This window comes from Streptomyces sp. 3211.6, assembly GCF_003634815.1.
GTDB classification, from domain to species: domain Bacteria; phylum Actinomycetota; class Actinomycetes; order Streptomycetales; family Streptomycetaceae; genus Streptomyces; species Streptomyces katrae_A.
This window is the reverse complement of sequence record NZ_RBXC01000001.1, coordinates 824531-842715: the sequence shown is the minus strand read 5'-3', so window position 1 is coordinate 842715 and position 18185 is coordinate 824531. Positions and strand designations below refer to the sequence as shown.

Here is an 18185-nt window from a genome sequence, read left to right as displayed (position 1 = left end):
TGTCAAATAGCGGGCTGTCTACGAAAATGCAAATAGGTGCCGAGACTTCGGCTACTACGCTGTGCCCGGTGTCAGTTGGACCGCAACGCGGGCGTCCGCCGCTTCCGCCTCTGTCCGAACGGCGTTTGAGGAGCCTCTCGGAGAAGAGGGAGTCGTGATCGTGATCGACAGTGCCACGCTGGACGCTCTTAACGCGGCGTCCCAGGGTTTCGTTTTCTACTCCGACATCTCCGACCGGCTGGGTGCCGCGACGAGGGGCACCGGCGGCGAACTCGACGAGGAGCACATCGAAACGCTCCGGGCTGGGTTCCTGTTCTACCTGAGCCCCGACGACACCTTCGTTGGGGCGTATGTAGGGGCCAGGTCGCAGCCGTGGCCCCGTGATCTGTCGGAGATCAGCGGGCGAGCGGTGGAAATCTGGGCTGAGTACGCCGCAGAGGCAGACCACCCGGGCGTTCGTGGCCATCTTCACGACCTTCTGCACGCCGTCAGCGCCGGCCGTCCCAAGATCAAGCATCTTCGCGCGGCAGTGGATTCGTACGTCGAGTCGGCGGACTGGTTCGAGGCAGCGCCCCAGGTGTCGGGCGGCGACCTGTACGCGGCGAAGTCGCTCGTGCGCGCGTTCAAGCTCGCCCTCTCGGTGAACCTGCCCGCCGCAGACATCGTCGCGACCATGGTCTGCCGGGCCAACGCGGAGATGGACAAGGGCGACGAGCGCCCAGGCGTAGTGGGGATCCTGCTCGACCCGCTCGTGGCGAGGTCCAAGTGGCATGCCCACGCCCTGCCTGTCGCGGAGCGGGCAGCCGAGCATTACCGGCGCGACCCACACGTCCGGGTCTCCTTCCTGCGTAACCTCGCGGCGGTGACCAAGAGCGACCCCGGGCGTGTCGAGCGAATCAATAGAGCCATCGCCGCCACCTACACCGACGCGGCCGAAGGGCTGACCGGTGTAGCCAAGTTGATGATGCTCACCGATGCCGCCGTGCATGCCCGTGACAAGGGCCTCAGCGACCTGCACACGGACATCCGCATGAGGCAGCAGGCGCTAACCCGTGAGGACCTGGAATTCCAGGAGATTCGCTTCGACGTCAGCATGCCGGAGGAACTCTTCGACGCCGCCAGTGCCTACATCGGCGAGGCCAAGGACCTTGAGGACGCGCTGCGGCGCATCGTCGTACCTCCGCAGCCCGAATCGACGGACGAGGGCGGCGAAGAGGGGCTGCAGCCCTCATTCCTCCGCCTCGACACGAACCGCATTAACACCACCGGCCCTGTGCTCGTCCACGACGTGGGACAGCAGGAGGTCCCAGGGCAGGAGCAGCGGGTTATAGGCCTCGAACTGACCGGCGTCTTGATCAGCTACCAGCTGGATATCCTGTGGGAGCGCTTCGAGCCGAGTGTCCGGGAGATGACAACGGCGCTCAACGATCCGGTCGTTCTTCCTGCCGAGCGCGCCAGACTGCTGGCCCGCGCCTTTCGGATGTACTGGGAGTACGACGAGATCGCGGTGTTCGTCGCTGTCCCCCTGGTCGAGGGCATTCTTCGCCGCTACCTCGAGCAGCACATTCCCGTGATCCGCCTGGCCAAGGGCGAATCCACCGGGGGCGTCGGCCTGCTTGGGGGGCTCCTGCGCTCCCTGGCCGATAGACCGGATCTGGCCGGAAGCGCATGGGCGAGGAGCTTCCTGCTGCTGCTCGTCGAACCGGCTGCGGGGCCGAACGTCCGGAACACCATCGCGCACGATCTGTGGGAGTCGCTTCCCCCGCGCCACCAGACCGCGATGGTCCTGTTGGCCGCGCTGGTTTTTCTCCGCGCGGCATCGGCCGGCTCGACCAGCAAAGCAGAAGGGTGAGCCCGTCAGCCAACCAGCTGGCCGGCGCGGCGTCCAGCCCCGCTGGCTCCCTCAGCCGCGATGAAGAAGGCTGGCTACTTCCTTGACGATCACTGCCACCACACCGGTCACGAACGCGCCGAGCACCCTGTCTACCAGGTTGCCTTGCTGCCGCCGTGCGTGCCGAGCCGGACCGGGGTGTGCGCGGTGCCGCTTGCGTCGAGTCATGGATTCCTCCAAGGGGTCTTGCCGTTGCGCTCGGTACCGTCCGGCCGGCTGCGCAAGGGCTCCTGTCTGACGCCCATCACCCTGTCGGGGCAAAGGCAGAGCCGGCCCGGAAACCGCACCCCATCTCGGTGTAACTTCCAGAACGTGGAAGAAACCCAGGTCAAGGAGTGGGAGCCGGGCACAGCGGACGATCTCGTGCGCGATGCGGAAGCCCTTGGAGTCGAGCGGGTCTCCGCCAGGATGATCACCGACTGGGTGGAGGTCGGCCTTCTCGCCGCACCCGAGTTCCACAAATCCACGCAGCACGGTCGAGACCCCGGCGTGTTCCCCGCGGTCCAGCGCCGGCTGTTCGGCGAACTGCTGCGAGCCCGCGAGCGGTCCCCGCTCAAGCGGATCCCCCACCACACCATGATTCCGGTGGTGCTGTTCGTCTGGCTCACCACTGACACCGTCGTCCCGGTCGCGCAGGCGCGCAGGGCGCTTCGCACGTACGCGCAAACCACCGGCAAGACGAACAGGGCCCGGCGGCAGGAGAACGCCCGGCGCATCGTGGAGCAGTTCGCCCACCCCTCCGCCACGTACCAGCAGCGCCGCACCGTCCAGCTGCTCATCGAGGAGGGGGAGCGGACCCGTAAACCGGACTGGGAGAAGCTGCACTCGGCGCTCACGGCTCTGTGCTCGCCATGGCGTACTGCCGGCGTGCCCCTGCTGGAACGCGGCATCGGCCGACCGGACATGCCCTTGACGGTGACCGATTCCATCGTGCTCAAGGTGGCCGCTCAGCGACTGACGGCACGGCTCCGCGCCGAGCAGGTCCGCGAAGAGGACCTCCTCGAAGCACGCAGGGTGCACCGGGCCGACTGGGCGCAGTACGAGGCGGCGCGAAGCCGGCAGCATCCGGAAGGTACGACCCCCGGCTTCTTCGCCGCCCCCGAAGGCATGGAGGCGCGAGTCCGAGAACACGTGCACGCGTACACAGGCACCCTTGCAGGCATGCTGGGCATCATCGCCGAGGTGGCCACCGAGGCGCGGGTCGGTCGACACCCGTGCTGATCACGCAAGCGAGACATGCTGGTGTTGACCTTTAGCTCGCAGGCAGCCGAGAGAGTCGCGCTCGGCATGCCCCCGGCGCGTCCCCCTTCTGTAGGCGCCGAGTCAGCTAGTGCCTGATTCGCCCACGGCAGACGACAGCGATGCCCAAACGACTGCAACCTTCCGTCCCTAGTCAGACGGGTGGCGAAGACAACCCGAGGGTGATGTCACCCGAAAATGCCCGAGGAGGACGACTGTCCGACCCAGATCGCGACCATCAACACCATGCTGGGCGGCCACTCCACCAGGCCCCCAGAGATGGAGAGTCGAGGCACTCCGGTCGCCCTGGTCCGGCTGCCGCCGCAGCGCACGTGCCCCGGCAGCGGGCGGTTTCGCCGGCGCCCTACTGTGGTCGGCGCGCCAGTTTGCTCCGGAGGTCGAATCTCGTGGGGAATCAAGCCGCCAGGCCAAGGTCGAGCAGCTTAGCGGCTTGCCCCAGGGTGCCAGGCATGAGGTGTCGGTAGGTCTTGAACGTGATCTCGATGCTTTTGTGCCCCATCCACTCCGCGACATCCGTGATCGCGATGCCATGGCTCAGACAGTTCGACGCGAAGAAGTGACGAAGGCTGTAGATGACCATGCCCTCGGGGACGTCGAGAGCTTGTGCCTTACGGAGCCGTTGCCATTGGTTCGGAAAGAAATACGGCAGGAATGCTTGGGTTTTGTCCTTGGGGTGCCGCAGTAGGTAGCCGCCGGTGGTGCCGTACCTCTCGGCGTACCGCTCGATCGTTTCTCTGATGCGGCCCGGCAGTGGGACGTCGCGGTATTCTCCCTTCTTTCTGTTCTTGAGCGGGCTGTACGTCTTTGTGGTCTGGTTCACCTGCTCGGAGACTCGATAGACGTCGTCGGCCACGATGTTATTGATGTTGATCGCGGCAGCTTCGCCGTTGCGTAGACCGCAGCCACTCATGAGGTCTACGAGAAGGCGAAAAGAGTCGTCACCCTGGCTGCGGAGTGCAGCAAGCTGGGGAGCTGTTGGGATCACGGCGCGCCCGGGAGAATATTGGGGGTGCTGGACCTCTATTATCGGATTCTCTTCGTAGATTCCCAGACGGTGGGCATCGAGGAGGATGGTGGCTAGCTTGTCAAAAGCGTTTGACTGTGCTGCGGCTCCTACCTCGTGCGCTTCCATGTGTCGTACGAATTCATCCACCACTTTGTGGTCGAACGTTTCCATTCGCCGACTGCCGAAGAATGGTAGCAGGTGGTGGACGAGGAGAGAGTCGAGTTGCCTAACAGAGGAGTCGGCTAGATGTCGCTGACCTGCACGCCATTCGTTAGCGTATTCATGGAACGTCATCCGTCCGTATCTTGTGGCGCGTTCGGCCTTCGACTGGCTTCGTGTTCCCTTCTTTGCTTTGTAGACCTCGGTGAGCCTCCTTATGGCTAGATCTTGGGTGGCGAATCCGGACTCCTGCGTTTGACGCCCGGATGGGTTGCGGTATCGAATTTTGTAATCATGGGAACATTTTGACCATCTATTCTTTGGATGGTCGCAAACTTTAAAGAACGTTCCCATACCGCGGGCCAAGGATCTTGTTGTCACGGCTTTTCTGTCTGACTTCCGTTGTGTGCGCTCCATTACCTCCATTCGTCCCTCAGTCGAGTGAGACCTTCTGCTGGTCGATCCATCTCTGGACCTCTGATACGCGGAACTGAATCTTGGCATTGCGGCCCGTGCCGAATTTGTACGCTGCAAGACCGGCGCGGGCCGCCTCCCGGTATACCCACGGGATCGACATATTCAGGTGTTCGGCCAGTTCCTTGGTCGTCATGAACTGCGCTGGCATGGCGCTCCCTTCGTCGCGGACAGGGCGTCCTTGTGGTGCCATAGTCCGCAGAATCCCCGGTTTCGGAAACCGGGGATCGTCGGCTATATAGGGAGGGCGTCCTGTGCGCTGGATGCCTGCGCTCGACGGGCGGAGCCTGCGTGTCTGATCTCGAGCCTTGAGCGGAGGGCAGGAACGGGCGCGGCCGCAGCGGCTCGGCTTCGGCGATACGAACCTCGGCTCAGGCGGTGAGCCCCAGGTCCAGGAGCTTGGCCGCGGTACCGATCGAGCCGGGCATGAGGTGACGATAGATCTTGAACGTGATCTCGATGCTGTTGTGGCCCATCCACTCGGCCACGTCCGTGATCGGGATGTTGTGCCGCAGGCAGTTCGAGGCGAAGAAGTGGCGCATGCCGTAGATGACCATGCCGTCGGGTATGTCGAGGTCACCCCGTCGTTTCAGCCGCTGCCATTGGTTCTGCAGCAGGTAGGGCTGAAACGGCCGCGTGGGGTCACGGGGGTGGCGAAGTAGGTAGCCGTCGACGTTGCCGTACGTGTCGGCGTACCACTCGATGGTGCGCCTCGTCCGTGCCGGAAGCGGGACGTCCCGGTACTCGCCGGCCTTCCGGTGTTTGAGGCGGTCGTATGCCTTCGTGGTCTGGTTGACCTGCTCCGTCACGCGGTACACGTCGTCGGCCACGAGGTTCCTGAGATTGACCGCCGCCGCCTCGCCGTTGCGGAGGCCGCAGCCGCTCATCAGGTCCACCACGAGCGTGAGGGTGTCGTCGCCTGCGACGCGCACGGCCTGGAGCTGCTCAGGGGAGGGGATCACGGCCCGCTTGGGGTCGTACTGGGGAGGCTTGACTCCGGCGAGCGGGTTGTCGTCAAAGAGTCCCAGGCGATGCGCGTCGAGGAGGATCGACTTCAATTTGTCGTAGGCGTTGGACTGGGCTGCCAGGCCGACGCCGTTCCGTTCCATGGTGCGGATGAACCCGTCGACGACCTTGTGGTCGAAGCTGCTCATCCTGCGGCTTCCGAGGGCCGGGAAGATGTGGTGCTGCAGGAGCGAGTCCAGGTGGCTGAGGGACGCCGGCGCCAGGTGTCGCTGGCCGTCCTTCCACTCCCGCGTGTACTCCCGGAGCTGCATGGGCCCGTACTTCGCGATGCGCTCGGCCTTCGCGTCTTGCCTCGGCGTCGCCTTCCTGGCCTTGTAGACAGTGGTCAAACGGTTGATTGCCTCGTCCTGCGTGCCGAACCCCGACTCCTCGGCTTGCCTCCCGCCGCCGTCCCTGTAGCGGATCTTGTAGGGGTGGGGGCACTTCGCCCACCGGGAGGGGGAGTGCTCGCACTCCTTGAAGTAGCTGCCCATTCCTCGCGCGAGCGTCTTGGCCGCCATTGCTGCGGACTCCTAGGATGCCGATGCTGACAGTTTGCTGACCGTCAGCGATCCGGGACCCTGTTGACCTGCGGAAACGCGATGTTGCACCGAGATGTTCTGGAACTGGGTCGGCCGGTCCCACGGGGAGATCGTCCAGGCCCGCGAGGACTGGATGACCGGCACGCGCTTCGGCGAGGTGAAGGGCTACGACGGCCCTCCGATTCCATCCCCCGAGCTGCCCCCGACCCACCTGAAGCCCCGGGGAAGGGTGCGTTGACCTGCTGTTTCCTGGGGCCTTGGGTCCCGCGGTGCATTCGGCTGAAACCAGACCTCACCGGGGCAGGTCGGTCATAGCCTCGGGTCATGACCACGACCCATGGCAGCACGTACGAATTCCGCAGCGCACGGCCCGAGGACGCCGAGGCCATCGAGGGGCTCGACGGGTCCTTCACCACCAGTACCGTCTTCGAAGTGGACGTCACCGCAGACGGGTTCGCCCTGCGTGAGGTCCCGGTGGACCCGCCGCTGGTGAAGGTGTTCCCCGACGACGGCGGAAGCGACGGGGAGGACGGCGCGGAGGGCGAGGACGCCGACAGCCGTACGTTCGTGGCCGTCGGCGCCGGCGGCGATCTCGCCGGCTTCGCCGCCGTGTCCTACTCGGCGTGGAACCGGCGGCTGACCATCGAGGACATCGAGGTCGCCCCCGGACACCGCGGCAAGGGCATCGGCCGTGCGCTGATGCGGCACGCGGCGGACTTCGCCCGCGAACGCGGCGCCGGACACCTGTGGTTGGAGGTGACCAACGTCAACGCCCCGGCCATCCACGCCTACCGGCGGATGGGCTTCTCCTTCTGCGGCCTGGACACCGCCCTGTACCAGGGCACCGAGTCCGAAGGCGAGCACGCGCTCTACATGAGCATGCCCTGCCCCTGAGCCGCCAGCAGACGGCTGACGACGGGGCCCCGGCCGTCGCCCGGCGCCACCGTGACGGTCAGCAGCCAGGCGGCGGCCCCCTCCGGCGCCGGCGCCGGGGCGTACCACTCGACACGCGCGTCCAGCAGCCGGTCACCAGCCTCCCGGCGGGCCGCGTACCAGGCCTGGAACTCGCCCGTCCGCCACACCGTCAGCGGCACCGCCCGCTCGCCGCCCCCGCGTACGGCCCCCGGTCCGACCGTGCGCAGGGCGGCCCCGGCCGCCCCGGCCAGGGTCCGCTCCACCGGGACCTGCAGGGCCTCGGCGAAGTGGAGCAGGTAGTCCATGCGCTCAGCCCGGGGCGGCGCCCCGAGCACCGCTCGCCCGGAGCCGCACCACGCGCCCCATTTGACGTTCGACACCAGGCCCGGCAGCCGCGCCATGTCGCGGGGGATCCAGAACAGGACGACGTCGCAACGGCGCATCGCCTCCTCCTCCCAGGCGATCTGGTCGGCGTACGCCGGGTAGGAGCCGCCGGACACCGGCTCGGGCAGGAACACGGCCAGGCGCCCGGCGCCGGACCACAGGGACCGCAGGGCGGCGACGGCGTCCGGCCGCCACGACGGCTCGGCGGGGTCGGCAGGGGTCGGGCCGCACAGGTACACGGCGGCGGTCCACGACCGCGGAGGTTCCTCTCCGACATGGACCACCACGACCTCCGGGGGGACGGAGACGGGGACGGAGACGGAGACGGGGGCGGAGGCGGGGGCGGGCGCGGGGGAGTCAGGGGACACGGGACGCTCCGGGGTCGGTCGGGGCCAGGGCGGCGAGGAAGTCGAGCAGGAGGGAGTTGAAGGCCTCGGGGCGTTCCAGGAACCCGAGGTGGCCGGCGTCCGGCAGCTGCGCGTAGCGGGCGCCGGGGATCGCGGCGGCGACCTCCCTGCCCAGCGGGGCGGGCGCCAGCACGTCGTCGGCGAAGCCCAGGACCAGGACGGGCACGCCGATCCCGCCGTAGGCGGCCAGCCGGTCGGGGATCGGCCCGGCCGGGGTGCGGCCTGCGGCCGACGGGCCCGTCAGCGCGGCGACTTCGAACAGGTCGAGCCATTCTGCCGCGGCGCCCTCGTCGGCGAGGGTCCTGGGGGAGAGGTTCTGCACCAGGCGTACGAAGGCCTCGTACTCGGCGGGCAGCCGGGTCCCGGCGGCGGCGGTCGCGGCCTCGGCGCGCGCCAGCGCCTCGCCCACCGCGTCGGGCCGGCCCCGGGTCGCCGCGAGCAGGGCGCCGCCCGCCAGGTGCGGTTCGGTCAGGAGCAGTTCCTGTACGGCGAGCGCGCCGAGGGAATGGCCGACCAGGGGGCAGGGCGGCGCGCCGAGCGACGCCAGCAGCTCCCGCAGCCGCTCGGCCAGGTCCGCCAGACCTCCGGCCGCCGGTCCGTGGTCGAAGGTGACCACCCGGTGGCCCGCCGAGGTCAGCGCGGGCACCTGATGGTGCTCCCAGATCCGCCCGGAGCCTGCGGCGCCCGCGACCAGGACCACCGGCGGCGCTTCCCCCGGCGCGGCGTACGCCGTCCCCGGCGGGACGTGCTCCGGACAGTGGAGGGTGTACGCCGTCCCTGCGGGCGTGTGTCCCGTCCTGCGCCCGTGCCTCCCGGGCCGCTGCGGCGCGGCCCTCACGGCGTCATCCTGCGCAGCGCCGTCTCTGTCCACGCCGGGCGGCCGGTGTCCAGGCCGCGCAGCGCCACGTGGACCCACAGGAAGGAGGCCCGCGCCAGCACGTGCGCCCGCAGGCCGGGACGCACCTCGCCGCCCGCCACCCGGTAGGCCGCCAGGAGGCGGTCGAGGACGGCGGTCCCGCCCGCGTACAGCATGTCCACGAAGTCGGCCGCGGGGTCGCCGACATCGGCGTTGGCCCAGTCCAGCAGCCCGGAGAGGACCGGCGGGCCGGACGGGGGACGCACCACCAGGGTGTGTCCGGGGTGTACGTCGCCGTGGACGAGCGTCAGCCGGTCCGGCCACAGCCGTTCGTCGTCCAGCCAGGCCTGCCAGCGGCGCACCCCGGCCGCGGGCAGGGGCAGTTCGGCGCGGGCGCGGTCGAGCCGGTCCGCGATGCGCGCGCGGACGGAGCCGGGGTCCGCCCCGGCGCGGGCCGCCAGGGCCGGGGAGCCCTCCAGCGCGGTGGTGTGCACCGCGACGAGCGCCCGGGCGAGGGGCTCCAGGTAATGGGCGGGGTGGGCCAGCGGGTCCACCGACCAGCTGTAGACCAGGGTTTCGGGATCCTCCGTGCCGGCCGGGGCACCGGACAGGCGCGGGTAGGCCACCAGGCCGGGGGTGTGCAGGCGCCAGTAGGGCACGGGCACGGGGATCCGGTCGCGTGCGGCGGCCAGCACGGCCCCCTCGAAGGCCAGCCGGGCCGAGGCCTCGGCCCGGCGCGGCCGGCGCAGGATCCACCAGGTGCCGTCAGCCGCCCGGACGTGCAGGACCCGGAAGTCCCAGCCCGAGTCGTCGGCGCGGGCGGTCGCCGGGTCCAGGGCCACCCCCAGCCGTCGCGAGGCGTACGCGGCCACGGCCGCCGGGTCCGCCGAACCCCCCAGGCCGGTCAGGTCAGCCGGGGCCGCCCTTTCCGCCGTGACGGCCGGATCCGCCGCCCCGGCTGCGGCTGTCCCGCCCCGTCCCCGCCCGGTCGGCGCGCCCGCCGGCCGGCTCACCGGGCCGCTCCCGTCGCGGCCAGGTACCGGTCCCGCGTGGCGGTCCGGTCGACCTTGCCGGTGTGGGTGCGCTCCAGCTCCGCGACCGGTACCAGCAGGCTGGGCACCAGGTGCGGGGCCGTCGACTCCGCGAGCCGGGCCCGCACACCGGAGGCCACCTCGGCGGGGTCGTGGTCCGGCAGCGGGACGAAGAAGGCAGCGAGGGTGCTGTGCTCGCCGCGGTCGACCCGTACGGCTGCCGCCTCCAGCACACCGGAGCAGCCGCCGACCAGGCCCTCCACCTCGACGAGGTCCACCCGGTGGCCCCGGATCTTGACCTGGTGGTCGGAGCGGCCGCGGAAGACCAGTGCGCCCGAGGGCGCCACCGTGACCAGGTCCCCGGTCCGGTACCAGCGGACGCCGCCCTCCTCGCGGAACCGGGCCGCCGTGGCCTGTGCGGCGGAGTGGTAGCCGAGGGCCAGGCCGGGCCCGGACACCAGCAGCTCGCCGCTGTCGTCGACGCGCTGGCCGACGTGCGGCAGGGGCAGCCCGATGGGCAGGTCGCCGCCGGTGTCCGGCAGTTCGGGCGCGCCCGGTCCGGCGAGCTGCACGGCGTGGGTGACCAGGGCCGTCTCGGTGGAGCCATAGGTGTTGAGCAGCCGCACCCCGTCCGTGCCGAGCCGGTGCCAGCGCTCCAGCATGTCGGCGCGCACCGCCTCGCCGCCGATGACCACCGTGCGCAGGGACGGCGGCAGGGTGGCCCCCTGGTGCAGCAGGTCACCGGCCAGGGCGTGCCAGAAGCCGGTCGGCAGCACCGCGACCGTGACCTCCTGGTCCTCGGCGACCTGGGCGAAGCGCTCGCGTGCCGCCTCGTCGAGGATCAGGGTGGCACCCCCGGTCAGGGCCGGCAGGATCTCCTCCAGGCTCGTGTCGCCGCCGGCGCCGTGGAAGTGCAGCACGGTCGCGTCCGGCCCGATGCCGTACAGGGTGCGCAGCGGCGGCACCACGGCGGCCAGCGCCCGGTGCGGCACCACGACCCCCTTGGGTTCGCCGGTGGAGCCCGAGGTGAACAGGACGTACGCCGGGTCCTCGGGCCGGACGCCGCGGTCGGGCCGTACGGCGGTGGCGGCGGGCGTCGCCGCCGCGGGAGCCCAGCGCGGGCGGACCACCCGCGCGAGTGGCGGCTGCCAGCCGGTGCCGGCCGTCGCCACGGCCTCCTCGACGCCGAGCCGGGACAGGACCGACTCCAGCCGGGCCCGGGGATGCGCGGCCTCCAGCGGCACGTACGCGCGGCCCGCCGCGAGGACGCCCAGCAGGGCGGCCACGTCGCGGACCGAGTGGTGCACGACCACCCCGACCGGCGGCTGGGGCCCGTCCGTGCGCGGCGTGAGGGAGCCGGCCACCTCCAGCACCCAGGCGGCGAGCGTGCCGTAGCCGACGACGAGCCCGTTGTCGACCACGGCCGGCCGCGCCGGATCGGTACGGGCCGTCTCGAAGAACGGTTCCAGGAAATCAATTCCGGAATTGCCGGGATGCATTGTGAACTTCCTCGTCCTGATGGAATATGGGCGGGTGCGAATTCTTGTGGAATGCGATCTGGAAATACCCCTGCGCGACGGCACCTTATTGACTGCCGACCTCTACCGCCCCGACACCGCCGATCCGGTCCCGGTACTGGTGCGCCGGACTCCGTACGGGAAATCAGGCGCTCCGGGCGGCGCCTCCGTCGACGGCATGCGCCTGGTCCGCGCCGGCTACGCGCTGTTGGTGCAGGACGTCCGCGGCCGGTTCGGCTCCGGCGGCGCCTTCGAGCCGTACTGGCACGAGGCCGCGGACGGGGCCGACACCGTCGCGTGGGCGGTGCGCCAGCCGTGGTGCGACGGCTCCGCGGGGATGTTCGGCCGCTCCTACGAGGCGATGGCCGCGCTCCTGGCCGCCGCCGAACAGCCGCCGGGACTGGGCGCGATCGTCCCCCACGTGGCCGGGTCGGGCTTCGACGAGGGCTGGACCCGCCAGGGCGGCGCCTTCCAGCTGGGCTTCGTCCTGTACTGGGTGCTCTACGACCTGCTGCTGGACGGGGCCGGACTGGAGGGAGCCGAGCGGGAGGAGGTGGCCCGGGCGGTCGACCGCATCGACGAGCTCTACCGCGACCCGGACGCCGCCTCGGACCTGCTCGACCGGCTGGCCCCGTACTACCGGCAGTGGCGTGAGCACCCGGGCGGCCACCCGTACTGGCGGCGCGCCGCACCGCGCGATGCGTATCCGGCGATCGACGTCCCGGTCCTCCACCTCACCGGCTGGTACGACATATTCCTGGCCGGCGCCCTGGAGAATTACCGGGGAATTCGGGACTGCGGACGATCCTCGCGGCTGGTGGTCGGTCCCTGGTCCCACTGCGTCACGGGCGGCATTTTCCCGCAGCGCCGTTACGGGCTGGCCGCCGACGAACGCAGCATCGACGTCACCGGGCTGCACCTGGACCATTTCGACCGGCATCTGCGCGGGCGGTCCGGCACGGTGGCGGAGCCGGTGCGGCTGTTCCTCACCGGCGCCGACACCTGGCGCACCGTCCCCGACTGGCCCGTCCCCGGTACCCGGGACCTCGTGCTGCACCTGGCCGGCGACCGCCTGACGGCCGCCGGCCCCTCCACGGCCGCCGGCGCCCACCGGCTCCGCCACGACCCGGCCGACCCGGTGCCCACCACGGGCGGCGCCACCGCCCAGCCCGGCCAGTTCACCGGAGGTGACTGCGGCCCGCTGGACCAGCGCGAGGTCGAACGCCGCGCCGACGTCCTGTGCTTCACCGGCGAGGAGCTCACCGAGCCGCTGACCGTCGTCGGCGACACCGTCCTGACGGTGTACCTCACCCCGGACGCCGCGGGCGCCGACGTGGCGGGCAAGCTCGTCGACGTCCATCCCGACGGCCGGGCCGAGCTGCTGTGCGACGGCGTGCGCCGCCTCGCGCCGGGGGCGGACACCGCACCCGCCCCCGGCGCACCGGTCGAGGTCACCGTCGCGCTGGGCGCGGTCGGCCACGTGTTCCGCGCGGGCCACCGGATCCGCCTGGAGATCGCGGCCAGCAACGCACCGCGCTTCGACGTCCACCCGCCGGTCCCCGCCCGCCACACCGTCCACCACGGCGGCGACCACCCCTCACGCCTGCTGCTGCCGCACCTGGCCGGCGGCTGACGGGCCGGGCGGGCCGGCGGCGTCCGGGTGGAAGACCGAGAGGTCGGCCACCTTCTCGATCCGCCGGCCCGCCTCCCAGTGCGCCCGCCGCAGCCGGCGCAGCTGGGCACCGGTCAGCCTGGTGCTGTGCTGCGGGATGGACCGGACCATCCGCGCCCGCTTGGCGGAGGCGGGGTACCGCTCGCGCACCCGGTAGGGGTCGTTGAGCAGGTGGTGGGCGGTCCCCACGTGGAAGGCCGCCTTCAGCAGCGCGTAGTACGCGGCCGCCCCCACCCCCTTGGCGCGGGCGCAGTGCAGGAGCGTCCGCGACGCCTCCCACAGCCGCCACACCACCGGCACCGCCGGTGTGGTGAAGACGCCGGTCTCCTGGGCGATGCCCTCGCCGACGCCGTAGCGGAAGTAGCTGCGCATGTTGGCGAAGCCGTGCTGGGCGTCGTGGAAGATCCGCGCCTCGGGCAGGTACACCACCGGGATGCCCGCCAGCTGGAGCCGGAAGTCGAACTCCCGGTCCTCGCACCAGTGGATCAGCTCGTCGAAGTGGTAGCCGCCGATGTGCTCGACGATGTCGCGGTTGTAGATCAGCGGCGGGGACAGCGCACTGACGTAGTCGCCCTCGTCGAACTCCCGTACCCGCGCGGTCAGCCGGCTCAGCAGCCCCTCCGACTCGCCGTACACCACCTGGCCCTTGACCACGGGGGCGGTGAGCACCGCGCGGACCATGGCGCGGACCACGCCGGGGGCGAAGGTGCAGTCGGAGTCCATCAGCAGCAGGTACCGGCGGTCCGTGGCGGCGGCCCCCGCGTTGTAGGCGGCGCCCAGGTTGCCGACGTCCTCGATCTCGGTGACGGTCAGCGGGCGGGGGTGCTCGGCGATCAGCTTCAGGACCGCGTCGCTCGGTCCGTTGAGCGCCAGGACGATCTCGACGTCCTCGTCGATCGAGGCGATGCAGTCGGCGATGCGCAGGTCGTCGCGCAGGGCGATGACCACACTGGTCCGGGCGATGCCCTTGTCGACCTCCGCCTCGTCCACCAGGTCGGTGGCCATGTCGTTCTCCCTCGGCAGGCTCGTGTGCGTACGGTGGGCCCGCGGTCCGGGCCCGGTCACTGCGTCCCCGCCTTGAAGCGCAGCGGCAGGGAGTTCAGGGTGCGTTCGGCGATGGCCTCGGCCTCCTGCGGGCGTTCGGCGTGGGCGATCACCCCGGCCAGGACCTCGGCCCCGCCGCGGTAGGGCGGCACCACGGTGCCCGGCCGCAGGTCCAGGCCCCAGAACACGTCGTGCACCCCGGCCCGGCGGGCGACGTCCCGCGGGTCGCCGGCCCACTCGACCACCCCGCCGTCCGCCGGCAGGAACCGCTGCACCGCGGCGCGGCTGTGCCGGGGCCTGAGCTCCGCCAGGTCCAGCGGCCGGCCCAGGGCGAGGCGGACCACGTTGGGCAGCGGGTCCACCCCCGTCGCCAGCCGCATCACCTCGGTGGCGATGCGGGCGCCGGTCAGCCGGCAGGTGATCTCCAGGAGGACCACCCGGCCGTCGCGGGTGCGCAGGATGTCGGTGTTGACCACCGCCGGGTCCAGGCGCAGCGCCGTGGCGCCGCGCCGTACGGTCTCGGTGACCTCCTCGATCTGCTCGTCGGTCAGCCGGCTGGGCAGGGTGTCGCCGCCTTCGAAGAAGTGCGGGGCGAACCGCTCCTTGTTCCCGTACTCCCGGTCGGCGAACCCGAAGCGGTGCAGCGCGCCGTCGACCATGAAGGCCGCCAGCGTGTGCTCGGTGCCCTCCAGGAACTCCTCGACCACGATCCGGCCGCCGGGACTCAGCCGCAGCGCCTCCTGGGCGAGCGCGCGCACCTGGCCGGCGGACTCCGCCTTCAGCACGCCCAGCGAGCCGGTCTGGTCGCTGGGCTTGAGGACCACCGGCAGCCCGATGTCCGCGGCCGCCCGCACCGCCTCGCCGACACTCTCGGCGGTGGCGAACCGCGGCAGGTCGAGCCCGGCGGCGCGCAGGATCCGCAGCCGCCGGTCCTTGAGCGTGCAGTCCAGGGCCGTCTCCAGCGGCAGCCCCGGGCAGCCGAAGCGCCGTGCCAGGGTGCTGATCACCGGCGGGTTGTCCGCGCCCAGGGAGAACACCCCGTCGATCCGGTCGATGCCGGCCGCCGACAGCTCCGCGAGCACCGCCACCGCGTCGTTCGGATCGACGGCGAGCAGGACGTCGGCGGCGGCGCGGGCCCGGTCCGTGGGCCGGTCGGTGGCCACCACCAGTTCCCAGCGGGGCGAACGCAGTTCGGTCAGGGAGCGGTCCATCCCGGAGCCCAGCCCGCAGACCAGCAGCCGGTCAGTCACGGCCGCCCCCCGCCGGACCGGCGGGTACGGCACCCAGGGAGAGCACCTGGAACACCTCCGCGTGCCCCGACCCGGACGACACCGCCCCGCGGTAGCGGGCCAGCCCGCGGATGCCCTCGTCCCACGCGGCGTGCCGCAGCTGGGAGGCGTACGCGCGCATCGCCTCGACCTTGGTCTCGATCTGCCCGTCGATGTCCTCGGCGTACTGGAAGCGGGCCATCGGCGCCCACACCTCGTAGCCGAGCACCAGCCGCGGCGCCGGCATGGGGCGGCCGCCCGTCTCCTGGAAGAACTCCGACTGCGCCATCCACAGCGCCTCGACGGTCAGCTGGTGGACCATGCGGTGCTCGACGTCGTCGTCGTTGTCGTGCGGCAGGTACACCACCTGCGGCCGCACCTGCCGCAGGACGCGCACCAGGTCCAGGTGCACCCGGCGGGAGAGGGCGAAGTCCCGTGAGGGCTCGTCCAGGCGGATGCAGCGGTGCACGCCCAGGGCCTTGGCGGCGGCCTCCGTCTCGGCGGCGAACTCGGCGTCGCTCACCGCGTCGTCGAGGGCGCTGCGCTCCCGGCCGATGACGATGACCACCGTCACCCGGGCGCCGTCGCGCACGTGCTTGGCGATGGACCCGCCGCAGCCGATGACGTCGTCGTCGGGATGCGGCGCGACCACCAGGACGTCACTCACCCCGGTCATGCGCCCGCCTCCGGGGCTTCCCCGGCCCAGCGCGCCCACTGCCCGGTCAGTTCCGCGGCCTCGGTGAACGGGGTGCGCGCCGTGTAGCCCAGGACCCGGCGGGCCTTGCCCACGTCGGCGCGGGCCGTCGAGCGGTACAGGTCGAGCTCCCAGTCGGCAACCGGCTCGCCCGCCGCCACCGTCGCGGGCCCGCCCAGGCCCCGCAGTGCGCGGACCGCGTCGAAGAAGGAGCCCCAGCGCAGTTCCTCGGCGTGCCCGACGAGGAACCGTTCGCCGGCGGCCGCCGCGCTGTCGACGGCCAGCAGCACGGCCTCGGCGAGGTCGTCGACGTACACGGCGTTGCACACGCCTCCGCCGCCGTCCGCCGGAAGCTGCGTGAAGTCGCCCTCGGGACGCCGCAGCTGGGCGGTGGTCCACTGGCCGCCCCAGGGGCCGTGGACGACGCCCGGCTGGAGCACCACCGTCTCCAGGCCGTCGCCGTGGGCCTCCACGACCAGCCGCTCGGCGGCGAGCTTCTGCTGCTCGTACTCACGGTCGGCCGGGTCACCCGGCCGGGCGGGGGAGTCCTCGGTCAGGACGCCCGTGACGGCGGGGTCGTAGACGTCGATCGTGCTCAGGTGCACCACGCGGCGCACACCGGCGGCGCGCGCCGCCGCCAGCACGTTCGCCGTGCCCTCCACGGAGGCGGCCCAGCGGCCGGCCTCGTCGCCGGAGCTGCCGAACGCGCAGTGGACCACGGTGTCGCAGCCTTCGAACGCCGCCCGGAGCGTGCCGGCGTCCAGCAGGTCGGCCCGGTGGAACTCCAGCCGGTCCTGCGGCAGCACGGACAGCCGTGCGGCCCGGCCGAAACCGCGGACCACCGGCCGGACCCGGGCCGCGGTGCCGAGGACGAGCCGCTCGACCAGCCTGCCACCGATGAACCCGCTCGCGCCGGTGACCGCCACCGTACGGCCGGCGAGCGCCGGGCCACCGGCGGCCGCGTCGCCGCCGCGGGTGGTCCACGGCTGCGCGGAAGCCTCGCGGGCCGGGCCGCCGTAGCACTCCTGGATCAGCTTCACCACGCGTACCCCGTCCTCGGCGCCGGAGTGCGCGGGTGCGGCGCCGCGCACGGCGGCGGCGAAGTTGGCCAGCTGCTCGGTGAAGAGCAGCTCCCACTCGTCCTGGGCCGGGGCGACGGCGTCCACGTCGCCGCGGTGCAGCTCCACTCCGTCCGCGGTGACCAGGGTGCACTCCCCGGCCGGGAAGTCGGTGCCGATGGTGGCGGTCGCCCGGGTGCCGGTGACCGTGCAGCTGATCCCGAGGTCGCGCAGCCGGCTGAAGTCGCACCGCACGTCGGTGGCGCCGAAGCGCAGCTCGGCGCGGGCGTCGGTCTCCACCCCGCCGAGGGAGTTGTCCTCGTAGCGGACCACCTCGACGTCGGGGCCGAGCCACCACAGCAGGGTGTCGAAGACGTGCGAGGCGGTGTCGGTGAGCACCCCGCCGCCGGCCAGCCGCCGGTCGAACATCGACCAGGACACCGGCTCGTGGGCGTACGGGTGGCCCTCCGACCAGTCGACCCGTACCACCTCGCCGAGGTCGCCGGCGTCGATGAGCCGCTTGATCCAGGCATAGGCGGGGAACAGGCGCCGCGGGTGGGCCATGGCGAGCACCGGAGCGCCCTCGGCGGCGGCGGCCCGGGCCAGCGCCTCGGCGTCCTCCACCGAGGTGGTCATCGGCTTCTCCAGCAGGACGTGCTTGCCGGCTGCCAGCAGCTCCCGCACGATCGGCGCGTGCAGGGTGTGCGGGGCGACGACCACGGCGGCGTCGAAGGCGTCGGCGGCCTCCGCCGGATCGGTGGCGAGCACCACCCGGTCGGCGTCGGTGCCGCCCAGCTCCCGGTAGAGGGCCAGGGCGGCCTCGGTCTGGCGCGGGTCGCGGTCGACGAGCGCCGTCAGCTGGACGTCGCCCTTGAGCGGGGGCAGTGCGGGCAGGTGGCAGCCGCGGGCGGCGGCGCCGCACCCGATGATCGCGAGGCGTACGGGAGGCATGTGTGCTCCAGGGGTCGTTTCAGGAAGGGGATGGCGCGGGGAGGGACGGGC

The 18185-nt window shown here is 71.6% G+C and carries 15 protein-coding genes and 1 pseudogene; 5 read left to right on the top strand and 11 right to left on the bottom strand.

Annotated elements, in window-relative coordinates:
• The first annotated feature begins 154 nt into the window (after positions 1–154).
• Together BX286_RS04145 and BX286_RS04140 are read left to right on the top strand one after the other, a co-directional pair.
• A complete protein-coding gene (locus tag BX286_RS04145) occupies positions 155–1852 on the top strand; it encodes a hypothetical protein (RefSeq protein ID WP_121014540.1) in 1698 nt (565 codons plus the stop codon).
• Positions 1853–1912: 60 nt separating this feature from the next.
• Positions 1913–3112 (top strand): hypothetical protein, encoded by a 1200-nt coding sequence (locus BX286_RS04140; RefSeq protein WP_148710249.1) that lies wholly within the window; start codon positions 1913–1915, stop codon positions 3110–3112.
• Between the two features lie 433 nt (positions 3113–3545).
• On the opposite strand, the gene BX286_RS04135 is transcribed toward BX286_RS04140, so the two are convergent.
• The 3 genes from BX286_RS04135 to BX286_RS04125 all read right to left on the bottom strand — a co-directional run bounded on the left by BX286_RS04135 (position 3546) and on the right by BX286_RS04125 (position 6316).
• On the bottom strand, positions 3546–4328 hold the full coding sequence (locus BX286_RS04135) for a tyrosine-type recombinase/integrase (protein ID WP_261993345.1): 783 nt from the start codon (positions 4326–4328) through the stop codon (positions 3546–3548).
• Positions 4329–4749: 421 nt separating this feature from the next.
• Positions 4750–4941, bottom strand: coding sequence for a helix-turn-helix domain-containing protein (locus BX286_RS04130; RefSeq protein WP_187344078.1), 192 nt, complete (start codon positions 4939–4941; stop codon positions 4750–4752).
• A gap of 220 nt (positions 4942–5161) precedes the next feature.
• Complete coding sequence (locus BX286_RS04125; protein ID WP_261993344.1) at positions 5162–6316, bottom strand: tyrosine-type recombinase/integrase; 1155 nt, start codon at positions 6314–6316, stop codon at positions 5162–5164.
• Between the two features lie 94 nt (positions 6317–6410).
• Here BX286_RS04125 and BX286_RS04120 point away from each other — a divergent pair.
• Both BX286_RS04120 and sta read left to right on the top strand, forming a co-directional pair.
• Positions 6411–6575: pseudogene (locus BX286_RS04120) on the top strand (pirin family protein); the annotation flags it as partial.
• An 86-nt stretch (positions 6576–6661) separates the two neighbouring features.
• On the top strand, positions 6662–7231 hold the full coding sequence (gene sta / locus BX286_RS04115) for a streptothricin N-acetyltransferase STAT (protein ID WP_079430861.1): 570 nt from the start codon (positions 6662–6664) through the stop codon (positions 7229–7231).
• Here the strand turns inward: sta and BX286_RS04110 are convergent.
• From BX286_RS04110 to BX286_RS04095, 4 genes are read right to left on the bottom strand one after another with little or no spacing between them, the layout of a single operon-like run.
• Positions 7207–8004 (bottom strand): nucleoside 2-deoxyribosyltransferase domain-containing protein, encoded by a 798-nt coding sequence (locus BX286_RS04110; RefSeq protein WP_261993343.1) that lies wholly within the window; start codon positions 8002–8004, stop codon positions 7207–7209. The two genes, sta and BX286_RS04110, sit on opposite strands and share 25 nt — an antisense overlap.
• Positions 7994–8881 carry an alpha/beta fold hydrolase gene (locus tag BX286_RS04105; protein ID WP_121014535.1) on the bottom strand — a complete coding sequence of 296 codons (888 nt, stop codon included), beginning with the start codon at positions 8879–8881 and terminating at the stop codon, positions 7994–7996. The genes BX286_RS04110 and BX286_RS04105 overlap by 11 nt, the downstream gene beginning before the upstream one ends.
• Positions 8878–9912, bottom strand: a complete 1035-nt coding sequence (locus BX286_RS04100; RefSeq protein WP_261993342.1) for a macrolide 2'-phosphotransferase — start codon at positions 9910–9912, stop codon at positions 8878–8880. Before BX286_RS04100 ends, BX286_RS04105 begins: the two co-directional genes overlap by 4 nt.
• Entirely contained in the window at positions 9909–11429 is a 1521-nt protein-coding gene (locus BX286_RS04095; protein ID WP_121014534.1) for an AMP-binding protein, read from the bottom strand. The genes BX286_RS04100 and BX286_RS04095 overlap by 4 nt, the downstream gene beginning before the upstream one ends.
• Positions 11430–11463: 34 nt before the next feature.
• On the opposite strand from BX286_RS04095, the gene BX286_RS04090 reads away from it, so the two are divergent.
• Positions 11464–13080 carry a CocE/NonD family hydrolase gene (locus tag BX286_RS04090; RefSeq protein WP_237293181.1) on the top strand — a complete coding sequence of 539 codons (1617 nt, stop codon included), beginning with the start codon at positions 11464–11466 and terminating at the stop codon, positions 13078–13080.
• Here the strand turns inward: BX286_RS04090 and BX286_RS04085 are convergent.
• Genes BX286_RS04085 through BX286_RS04070 form a run of 4 tightly spaced genes read right to left on the bottom strand, consistent with a single transcriptional unit; the run spans position 13045 to position 18134 of the window.
• Positions 13045–14124 (bottom strand): glycosyltransferase family 2 protein, encoded by a 1080-nt coding sequence (locus BX286_RS04085; RefSeq protein ID WP_079430866.1) that lies wholly within the window; start codon positions 14122–14124, stop codon positions 13045–13047. The genes BX286_RS04090 and BX286_RS04085 overlap by 36 nt on opposite strands.
• A gap of 56 nt (positions 14125–14180) precedes the next feature.
• Positions 14181–15413 carry an ATP-grasp domain-containing protein gene (locus BX286_RS04080; RefSeq protein WP_079432092.1) on the bottom strand — a complete coding sequence of 411 codons (1233 nt, stop codon included), beginning with the start codon at positions 15411–15413 and terminating at the stop codon, positions 14181–14183.
• Positions 15406–16107 carry a PIG-L deacetylase family protein gene (locus tag BX286_RS04075; protein WP_079432093.1) on the bottom strand — a complete coding sequence of 234 codons (702 nt, stop codon included), beginning with the start codon at positions 16105–16107 and terminating at the stop codon, positions 15406–15408. The genes BX286_RS04080 and BX286_RS04075 overlap by 8 nt, the downstream gene beginning before the upstream one ends.
• Positions 16104–18134: an NAD-dependent epimerase/dehydratase family protein gene (locus BX286_RS04070; protein WP_121014533.1), complete on the bottom strand. Its 2031-nt coding sequence runs from the start codon at positions 18132–18134 to the stop codon at positions 16104–16106. The genes BX286_RS04075 and BX286_RS04070 overlap by 4 nt, the downstream gene beginning before the upstream one ends.
• Positions 18135–18185: the final 51 nt, after the last annotated feature.

Bases quoted from the DNA above. Each gene is read 5' to 3' on its own strand.
- BX286_RS04140 (WP_148710249.1), top strand. From the start codon at position 1,913: ATGAAGAAGGCTGGCTACTTCCTTGACGATCACTGCCACCACACCGGT.
- BX286_RS04135 (WP_261993345.1), bottom strand. From the start codon at position 4,328: ATGGAAACGTTCGACCACAAAGTGGTGGATGAATTCGTACGACACATG.
- BX286_RS04130 (WP_187344078.1), bottom strand. From the start codon at position 4,941: ATGCCAGCGCAGTTCATGACGACCAAGGAACTGGCCGAACACCTGAAT.
- BX286_RS04125 (WP_261993344.1), bottom strand. From the start codon at position 6,316: ATGGCGGCCAAGACGCTCGCGCGAGGAATGGGCAGCTACTTCAAGGAG.
- sta (WP_079430861.1), top strand. From the start codon at position 6,662: ATGACCACGACCCATGGCAGCACGTACGAATTCCGCAGCGCACGGCCC.
- BX286_RS04095 (WP_121014534.1), bottom strand. From the start codon at position 11,429: ATGCATCCCGGCAATTCCGGAATTGATTTCCTGGAACCGTTCTTCGAG.
- BX286_RS04085 (WP_079430866.1), bottom strand. From the start codon at position 14,124: ATGGCCACCGACCTGGTGGACGAGGCGGAGGTCGACAAGGGCATCGCC.
- BX286_RS04075 (WP_079432093.1), bottom strand. From the start codon at position 16,107: ATGACCGGGGTGAGTGACGTCCTGGTGGTCGCGCCGCATCCCGACGAC.
- BX286_RS04070 (WP_121014533.1), bottom strand. From the start codon at position 18,134: ATGCCTCCCGTACGCCTCGCGATCATCGGGTGCGGCGCCGCCGCCCGC.